We start from the raw sequence: 8,610 nt of genomic DNA, 5'->3' as shown, positions 1-8,610 counted from the left end.
CCGGAGCTTTAAGCTCCTTGAAGGGTCGTTCGAGACCAGGACGTTGATAGGCTGGGTGTGGAAGTGCAGTAATGCATTAAGCTAACCAGTACTAATTGCCCGTAAGGCTTGTCCCTATAACCTTGACGGTTATATCGCATTTGCCTGTGTTTGAATTACTACCCGAATTTACTTCTTCCAGATTGCAGCTGTCCACCACAGTGGGCAGCGTACAAGTCAAAGCCTGATGACCATAGCAAATCGGTCCCACCCCTTCCCATCCCGAACAGGACCGTGAAACGATTTTGCGCCGATGATAGTGCTGCAACCAGTGTGAAAGTAGGTTATCGTCAGGCTAGTTATATGCAAAACCCCGCCGGGTGATCCTGGCGGGGTTTTTTGCTTTTGAGTGTCCCATTTTTAACAACTCGCCCGGAAAAGTCTCATTTCCCATCTTTTTTGACGGGCGATGAACCGATGAGCTAACTTTCCACTCCTACCAACCTGGGAGATAGAAATGGCACTTCGTACGACCATGCTAGCCGCCGCCGTTGCAGCGTCGCTACTTTCCACCGCCCACGCAGCCCCCACCATGGGCGAGCCGGCAGCGTTTTCCCCGCAAGAGAAAGCCCGGCTGATCAGCACGCTGAACGGCGAGCGCGGCAAGCACGGCCTGGACACCGACCATGGCTTCGCCATCGGCAGCCAGCATCCGGGCGCGCGCGGCCACGCCATCAGCCGCTTGAACCATACCTACAAGGGCGTGCGCATCTTCGAATCCGAATCGGTGGTGGTCTCCGACGCCGGCGGCAATATCCTCAGCGAATCGATCGCCGACCGCCGCGGCGCGCTGTCGGCCAAGCGCATGGACGTCAAGCCCAAGCTGCGCGCGCAGCAGGCCGTGGACGCCGCGCTGAGCCGCATCGGCCCTTATGGCGTGGCGATCGACCCGCCAAGCGCCGAGCTGATCATCTATCCCGTCATGAAAACCGTGCGCGTGGCCGGCGCCGAGAACAAGGCCGAAGCCGAGCTGAACGCCACCGACGTGACCGACGTGCTGGAAGGCTACAAGCTGGCCTACCTGGTGCAGACCCGCATGGCCAACGGCAACAAGCCGGTGTTCCACAACACCATCGTCAACGCCCAGGACGGCAGCGTGATCGAGCAGTGGAACATGCTGCAGACCGTGATCGGCACCGGCAACAGCCAGTACAACGGCGCCGTGCCCATCAACACCACCCTGAGCGGCACCACCTACAAGATGGTGGACGGCTCGCGCGGCACCGGCGGCACCTTCGGCGCCATGGCCATCACCAACGCCAACCACACCACCAGCGCCGGCAGCGTGTACACCAACACCAGCAACACCTGGGGCGACGGCCAGCAGTACATCGCCGGCGGCAGCACCACCAACGCCAACGGCCAGACCGCCGCCGTCAACGCGCTGTGGGGCTTGATGAACACCTACGACATGCTGAAGAACGTGCTGGGCTGGCAGTCGCTGGACGGCAACAACACGTCCACCTACATCGCGGCCCACGTCAACACCGCGTACGACAACGCCTACTACTCCGACAGCTGCAAGTGCATGTACATCGGCGACGGCGGCACCTACTTCAACAACCTCGGCTCGATCGACGTGATCGGCCACGAGATGGGCCACGGCGTCACCGCCGCCACCTCCAACCTGGTTTACCGCGGCGAGTCCGGCGGCCTGAACGAGTCCAGCTCGGACATCACCGGCGAAGCGGTGGAGGCTTATGCGCGCGCCGGTGGCACCGGCGCCACGCTGCCATCGCCCAGCGCCAACGACTGGATGATGGGCCAGGAAATCGCCAAGAACGGCCAGCCGCTGCGCTGGATGTACAAGCCCAGCAAGGACGGCAGCAGCCCGGACGCATGGAGCACCTCGCTCAAGCGCCTGGACGTGCACTACAGCAGCGGCCCGAACAACCGCATGTTCTACTTCCTGGCCAAGGGTTCGAACTCGAGCGCCAGCAGCGAGTACTACAGCAAGTACCTGACCCAGGCGCCGCTGGCGATGACAGGCATCGGCCTGGACAAGGCTTACCGCATCTGGTTCAAGGCGCTGAGCACCAAGTTCACGTCCTCGACCAACTACGCGGACGCGCGCCTGAAAGTGCTGGCTTCCGCGCAGGAGCTGTATGGCGTGAACAGTGCCGAGGCCAAGGCGGTGCAGCGCGCTTACGCGGCCATCAACGTAGGGACGGACGTCGCCGAGTAAGCCATCCGCAGGACGAAAAAAAACCTCCGCAGTGCGAACTGCGGAGGTTTTTTTTATGAGGGCCGCTTAGTAACGATAGGCCAGTTTCACCACGGCGTAATCGACGCCGCTGTTCGGCTTCTTGATGCCGCCGTTCGAGAAGTGCTGGATCTTGGCGGCCACTTCCCAGTTGTTGTTGAACACATAGCCTACGCCGATGTGGTCGCCGAACTGGAAGGCGGTGGACAGCTTGTCGTCGTTGTTGTTGTACAGTTTGGACAGCAGGTGCACGCCGATGCCGCCTTCAACGTAGAAACCCTTCTTGTTGTCGGCGCCGTAGCGGAACACGGGGGTGAAGCCGATGTCCACCAGGTCCTGGTGCGCGCCCGGCACGTTGTTGGCCATCTTGCCGCGCCAGGCGCCGAAGCTGGCGTCCCAGTAGCCGCTCAGGCTGGTGCCGTTGGACTGGAACCACTGCTTGTTCCAGTCCGAGGTGGCGCCGATGCGGGCCATCTGGATCTTGGAGGCGCTGGCGTATTCACCGTAGGCGGTGTCGATCAGCTTGTCGTCGGCAACAGCTGCTTGCATTGCCAGGATTGCGGCAGCCGCCGCGAAAATTTTTTTCATTTGCATGGCTTCTTTCAGAGTCGGCGCTATATGTCGAGTTATATAGCAGTACTTCATTCTACCGAGATTCACAAAATCGTTCAGGAGGCGCTACTATTCTTAAGACATCCTCAACATTGTTCACTCAGGAGTAGTCCCATTGTCAATGCAAATTTCATTCCTTGGTATCGGCTTGATGGGAGAGCCGATGGTGCGGCGCCTGCTGCACGCCGGTTACGCCGTCACCGTCTGGAACCGCACGGCCAGCAAGGCCGAACCGCTGGCTGAATTCGGCGCCATGCCGGTGGCCGAGCTGGGGGACGCGGTCAGCTCGGCGGACGTGGTCATCTCGATGCTGGAGGCGGGGCCGGTGGTGGGCCTGGTGATCGATGCGGCGCTGCCTTCGCTGCGGCCGGGCGCGCTGTGGATAGACATGAGTTCCACGCGCCAGTCCGAGGCGCAGGAATTCCACACGCGGCTCACCGCGGGGGGCTGCCGCTTTGTCGATGCGCCGGTGTCGGGCGGCGTGGGCGGCGCGCAGGCGGGCACGCTGGCCATCATGGCGGGCGGCAGCGCGGAGGATTACGCTCGCGCCGAGCCGGTGTTCGCGGCCATGGGACGTTCCACCCTGGTGGGGCCGGCGGGCAGCGGGCAGGTGTCCAAGCTGTGCAACCAGCTGATCGTGGGCGGCACGATCAACATCGTGGCGGAAGCGCTGTTGCTGGCGCAGGCGGCCGGCGCCGACCCGGCTGCGGTGCGGGCGGCGATACGGGGCGGTTTTGCGGAAAGCAAGATTTTGGAGGTGCACGGCCAGCGCATGCTGGAGCGCAATTTCATGCCGGGCGGGCAGGTGCGCACGCAGTTGAAGGACCAGCACAATATTTTGGCGGCCGCGGCGGCGGCGGGCGTGCAGCTGCCTGTGACGGACCTGGTGACGCAGCGCTATGAAGCGATTGTGGACATGTTCCCGCAGGCGGACCATTCGGCGGCGCTGCTGGGGCTGGAGCAGCTGAATACCGGCCACCGCGTGGGAAGCGGGGCGGATCAGCTGCCGTAACCCGGCAAAGGTCAGCGCGCCAGCGGCAGCGCCGTCTCCGCCAGCCGCACCCAGAAGCTGGCGCCGATGGGCAGCAGGTTGTCGTTGAAGTCGTAGCTGCCGTTGTGCAGCACACAGGGACCGAGGCCGTGGCCGCCGTCGCGGTGGTCGCCGTCGCCGTTGCCGAGGAAGATGTAGCAGCCCGGCTTCTCCTGCAGGAAGAACGCGAAGTCTTCCGCGCCCATGGTCGGCTCGACCTGGTCGTCCACCTGGTCGGCGCCGGCCACCGCCTTCATCACCTCCACCGCGAACCGGGTTTCCTTGGCATGGTTCACCAGCGGCGGATAATTGCGCCGGAACGCGAAGTCCACTTCCGCGTCGAAGCCCGCCGCGATGTTCTCGGCCAGCAGCCGCATGCGGTGCTCGATCAGGTCCAGCACTTCGGTGGTGAAGGTGCGCACCGTGCCCACCATCTTGGCCTCGTCCGGGATCACGTTGGTGGCGCTGCCGGCGTGGATCTGCGTGATCGACAGCACCGCCGTATCGAGCGGGCTCTTGTTGCGGGTGACGATGGTCTGCCACGCCTGCGCGATCTGCACCGCCACCATGATGGGGTCGATGCCCTTGTGCGGCTGCGCCGCGTGCGCGCCCTTGCCGCGTATGGTGACGTGGAACTCATTGCTGGAGGCCATCATCGGCCCTTCGCACACGCCGAAGCTGCCGGCCGGCATGCCCGGCCAGTTGTGCATGCCGTACACCGCTTCCATCGGGAAACGCTCGAACAGGCCGTCCTGGATCATGCGGCGCGCACCGGCCCCGCCTTCCTCGGCCGGCTGGAAAATCAGGTACACGGTGCCGTCGAAATCGCGGTGCTGCGCCAGGTGGTGGGCCGCGCCCAGCAGCATCGAGGTGTGGCCGTCGTGGCCGCAGGCGTGCATCTTGCCTTCGTGCTTGGATGCATGGGCGAAGGTGTTGATTTCCTGCATGGGCAGCGCGTCCATGTCGGCGCGCAGGCCGATGGCCCGCTCCGACGTGCCGTTCTTGATGATGCCGACCACGCCGGTCAGGCCCAGGCCGCGCACCACGGGGATGCCCCATTCGGTCAGCTTGGCGGCCACCACCTCGGAGGTGCGTACTTCCTCGTAGCAAAGTTCCGGGTGCGCATGCAGATCGCGCCGGATCTGCTGCAGTTCGGATTGAAACGCAATAATCGGTTCTACAAGTTTCATTCTGGGCTCTCCAGTATTCTGTTCTTGCTTGCGTCTTGGTAAGACGCGTTGCGTCATAGCGCCATGGCGGTATAGCCATTGTAGCCTTTGCCGCCGCCGGATGGGGTCGCGCGGAATCGTTTACGATAGCGGTTTCGATGTTTGTCCCTGGACCCGCCATGACCTCCACCAGCCACGTCCGTGCCGCCTGCCCGCACGATTGCCCCGACACCTGCGCCATCATCGTCACCGTCGAAGACGGCGTCGCCACCGAAGTGAAGGGCGATCCGGACCACCCGACCACCGCCGGCGTGCTCTGTACCAAGGTGGCGCGCTACACCGAGCGCACCTACCACCCGGACCGCCTGCTGCATCCGCTGCGCCGGGTGGGCAAAAAGGGCGAAGGCAAGTTCGAACGCATCAGCTGGGACGAGGCGCTGGACACCATCGCCGCCAAGCTGAAGCCCATCGTGGCGCGCGCACCGGAAGCGCTGCTGCCCTACAGCTACGCCGGCACCATGGGCCTGCTGCAGGGCGAGTCCATGGCCGGCCGCTTCTTCCATACGCTGGGCGCCTCGCAGCTGGACCGCACCATCTGCGCCACGGCCGGCGCCACCGGCTACAAGTACACGGTGGGCGGCTCCGTGGGCACCGACATGGAACACTTCCAGGACGCCAAGCTGATCATCATCTGGGGCGGCAATCCCATCGCGTCCAACTTGCATTTCTGGACCCGCGCGCAGGCCGCCAAGCGCAACGGCGCCAAGCTGATCGCCATCGACCCCTACCGCTCGCTGACGGCCGAGAAATGCCACCAGCACATCGCCCTGCTGCCCGGCACCGACGCCGCGCTGGCGCTGGGCCTGATGCATGTGCTGATCGCCGAAGACCTGCTGGACCACGATTACATCGCCGGGTACACGCTCGGCTTCGAGCAACTCAAGGAACGCGCGGCCGAATGGACGCCGGAGCGGACCGCTGAAACCTGCGGCGTCACGGTGCAGGAAGTGGTGGAGCTGGCGCGCCTGTACGGCGGCATGGCGAAGAACGGCGAGCCGGTGGCCATCCGCACCAACTACGGCGTGCAGCGGGTGCGCGGCGGCGGCATGGCGGTGCGCAATATCGCCTGCCTGCCGGCGCTGGTGGGCGCCTGGCGCCACGCGGCCGGCGGCATGCAGCTCTCCTCCAGCGGCTCGTTCCCGGCCAACAAGGCGCTGCTGCAGCGCACCGACCTGCTGCAGCGGCACGCCAGGCTGCCGCGCACCATCAACATGAGCACCATCGGCGACGACCTGCTGCGCCCGGCGTCGCCCGAATTCGGCCCGCAGGTGGAAGCGGTGATCGTCTACAACTCGAACCCGGTGGCGGTGGCGCCCGATTCGGCCAAGGTGGCGGCCGGCTTCGCGCGCGAAGACCTGTTCACCGTGGTGCTGGAACACTTCCAGAGCGACACCGTGGACTACGCCGACATCGTGCTGCCCGCCACCACGCAACTGGAACACGTGGACGTGCACACCTCCTACGGCCACCTGTACATGATGGCCAACAACGCCGCCATCGCGCCCATGGGCGAGGCCAAGCCGAACACGGAAATCTTCCGCCTGCTGGCCGCGCGCATGGGCCTGGACGATCCCATCTTCCACGAGAGCGACGACCAGCTGGCGGCACAGGCTTTCAACACGAAAGACGCGCGCGCCGTGCACTTCGACTGGGACTCGCTCAAGCAGAAAGGCTGGCAGCGCCTGAACATGCCGGCCGCGCCGTTCGCGCAGGGCGGCTTCCCCACGCCGTCCGGCAAGTGCGAGTTCTACTCGGCGCAGATGCTGGCCGACGGCCTCGATCCGCTGCCCACCTATATCGCGCCGTACGAATCGCGCGCCAGCAACCCGGAGCTGGCCGCCAGGTACCCGCTGGCCATGATTTCTCCGCCGCAGCGCAACTTCCTGAACTCCACCTTTGTCAATGTGACCAGCTTGCGCGCCACCGAGGGCGAGCCGCAGCTCGACATGCACCCGGACGATGCCGCGCAGCGCGGCGTGGCGCACGGCGATATGGTGCGCATATACAACGATCGTGGCTCATTCGAATGTAAATTGCGGGTCACCGACAAGGCCCGCGCGGGCCTCGTGGTGGGCCTCTCCATATGGTGGAAAAAGCTCGCGGGGGACGGCAAAAACGCCAACGAAGTGACCAGCCAGCGCCTCACCGATATGGGCCGCGCGCCGACTTTTTACGATACACTGGTCCAAGTGGAGAAAGCGGCGTGAGAGTGAAAAATGCGCAAATTTGCCCGACAGTTAATGCGTGCCAGGTTCTGGCTGGCGGCGGGCGCTTGCGCATTGATGCTGGCCGGCTGCGCCCAGTTTAAATACTACTTCCAGGCCGCCCAGGGCCAGTACGCGCTGTGGTCCGAGGCGCGCCCCATCGAAGACTGGCTGGGCGATCCCGCCACCGACGCCAAACTCAAGGCGCGCCTGGAAAAGGCGCTGCTGATACGCCGTTTCGCCGTCAAGGAACTCGGCCTGCCCGACAACGCCAGCTACCGCAACTACGCCGCCCTGAACCGCCCCTACGTGCTGTGGAACGTGGTGGCCACGCCGTCGCTGTCGCTGCGGCCGATCCAGTGGTGCTTCCCCATCGCCGGCTGCGTCAGCTACCGCGGCTACTACAGCAAGGAAGACGCCGAAGCCTACGCCGACGAGCTGCGCAAGGAAGGCAACGACGTGCAGCTGGGCGGCGTGCCCGCCTATTCCACGCTGGGCTGGTTCAGCGATCCGCTGCTGTCCTCCTTCATCAACTATTCCGACGCCGAGCTGGCGCGCATGGTGTTCCACGAGCTGGCGCACCAGGTGGCCTATGTGCAGGGCGATTCGCGCTTCAACGAAGCCTTCGCCACGGCGGTGGAGGAAGCCGGCGTGCAGCGCTGGCTGGACATCTACGGCAACCCGGCCATGCGCGAAGCCTACGAGCGCTACAGCGTGCGGCGGCGCGACTTCCTCGACCTGCTGGTGCGGCACCGCGCGCTGCTGGCCGCCAACTACGCGCGCAAGGTCAGCGACAAGAAGAAGCGCGAAGAGAAGCTGCGCATTTTCGCCGCGCTGAAAGAGGAATACCAGTTGATGAAAGTCAACAGTTGGGGCGGCTATGCGGGCTATGATCGCTTCTTCGCCGAACCGCTGAACAATGCCCACCTTGCATCTGTTGCAACCTACAATGATTTTTTACCGGGCTTCCGCGCCTTGCTGGCGCAAGAAAAAACCTTCCCGCGCTTTTATGCTGCGGTGCAAGGCATGTCCACCTTGAGCCTGCAGGAGCGCCAGGCCCGGTTGCTGCATCTGGGGCAGCCGCCACCACCCCAGCCCGATACGGTCGCTACGCAATCGCTAGCTTCGCCGGCGCACTGAATTCTGCTGCATTGCAGCAGATTGCATCTGTGCATTTGTTGGTAGAGCAGGGGTTCAAAATCTGCAAAAGCGCTTGCATACTAGCGTGGCGCCCGATAGCATCTTACTCAGTTTGTGTACGAGCGTACTATTTTTTGTTTGCCCCCCAAAAAA

At 64.0% G+C, this 8,610-nt stretch carries 6 protein-coding genes and 2 rRNA genes; 6 read left to right on the top strand and 2 right to left on the bottom strand.

The window, feature by feature from the left end; genetic code table 11:
* From AC56DV_RS08360 to AC56DV_RS08350, 3 genes are all read left to right on the top strand, one after another.
* Positions 1 to 116, top strand: a 23S ribosomal RNA gene (locus AC56DV_RS08360); the annotation flags it as partial.
* Positions 117 to 222: 106 nt separating this feature from the next.
* Positions 223 to 335 (top strand): 5S ribosomal RNA (gene rrf, locus AC56DV_RS08355).
* Positions 336 to 496: 161 nt separating this feature from the next.
* Positions 497 to 2,224 carry a M4 family metallopeptidase gene (locus AC56DV_RS08350; protein WP_496313819.1) on the top strand — a complete coding sequence of 576 codons (1,728 nt, stop codon included), beginning with the start codon at positions 497 to 499 and terminating at the stop codon, positions 2,222 to 2,224.
* A gap of 66 nt (positions 2,225 to 2,290) precedes the next feature.
* Here the strand turns inward: AC56DV_RS08350 and AC56DV_RS08345 are convergent, their stop codons facing one another.
* Positions 2,291 to 2,830: an acyloxyacyl hydrolase gene (locus AC56DV_RS08345; RefSeq protein ID WP_496313818.1), complete on the bottom strand. Its 540-nt coding sequence runs from the start codon at positions 2,828 to 2,830 to the stop codon at positions 2,291 to 2,293.
* Positions 2,831 to 2,975: 145 nt separating this feature from the next.
* Here AC56DV_RS08345 and AC56DV_RS08340 point away from each other — a divergent pair, with 145 nt between their 5' ends.
* A complete protein-coding gene (locus AC56DV_RS08340) occupies positions 2,976 to 3,866 on the top strand; it encodes an NAD(P)-dependent oxidoreductase (protein ID WP_496313817.1) in 891 nt (296 codons plus the stop codon).
* 11 nt (positions 3,867 to 3,877) lie between these two features.
* On the opposite strand, the gene AC56DV_RS08335 is transcribed toward AC56DV_RS08340, so the two are convergent.
* Positions 3,878 to 5,074: a M20 aminoacylase family protein gene (locus tag AC56DV_RS08335; protein WP_496313816.1), complete on the bottom strand. Its 1,197-nt coding sequence runs from the start codon at positions 5,072 to 5,074 to the stop codon at positions 3,878 to 3,880.
* A gap of 158 nt (positions 5,075 to 5,232) precedes the next feature.
* On the opposite strand from AC56DV_RS08335, the gene AC56DV_RS08330 reads away from it, so the two are divergent.
* Both AC56DV_RS08330 and AC56DV_RS08325 read left to right on the top strand, forming a co-directional pair.
* The gene (locus AC56DV_RS08330; RefSeq protein WP_496313815.1) at positions 5,233 to 7,320 is read left to right on the top strand and encodes a molybdopterin-containing oxidoreductase family protein; all 2,088 of its coding nucleotides are present in this window, start codon (positions 5,233 to 5,235) and stop codon (positions 7,318 to 7,320) included.
* Between the two features lie 33 nt (positions 7,321 to 7,353).
* Positions 7,354 to 8,457 carry an aminopeptidase gene (locus AC56DV_RS08325; RefSeq protein WP_496313814.1) on the top strand — a complete coding sequence of 368 codons (1,104 nt, stop codon included), beginning with the start codon at positions 7,354 to 7,356 and terminating at the stop codon, positions 8,455 to 8,457.
* The last annotated feature ends 153 nt before the right edge of the window (positions 8,458 to 8,610 follow it).

This window comes from Massilia sp. BGA-UO-ETr-WB1 (assembly GCF_059567845.1).
The sequence above is the reverse complement of the archived record's forward strand: the minus strand, read 5'-3'. Positions and strand labels throughout refer to the sequence as shown.

Coding starts and splice junctions, on each gene's coding strand:
- AC56DV_RS08330 (WP_496313815.1), top strand. CDS start 5,233: ATGACCTCCACCAGCCACGTCCGTGCCGCCTGCCCGCACGATTGCCCC.
- AC56DV_RS08340 (WP_496313817.1), top strand. CDS start 2,976: ATGCAAATTTCATTCCTTGGTATCGGCTTGATGGGAGAGCCGATGGTG.
- AC56DV_RS08350 (WP_496313819.1), top strand. CDS start 497: ATGGCACTTCGTACGACCATGCTAGCCGCCGCCGTTGCAGCGTCGCTA.
- AC56DV_RS08335 (WP_496313816.1), bottom strand. CDS start 5,074: ATGAAACTTGTAGAACCGATTATTGCGTTTCAATCCGAACTGCAGCAG.
- AC56DV_RS08325 (WP_496313814.1), top strand. CDS start 7,354: ATGCGTGCCAGGTTCTGGCTGGCGGCGGGCGCTTGCGCATTGATGCTG.
- AC56DV_RS08345 (WP_496313818.1), bottom strand. CDS start 2,830: ATGAAAAAAATTTTCGCGGCGGCTGCCGCAATCCTGGCAATGCAAGCA.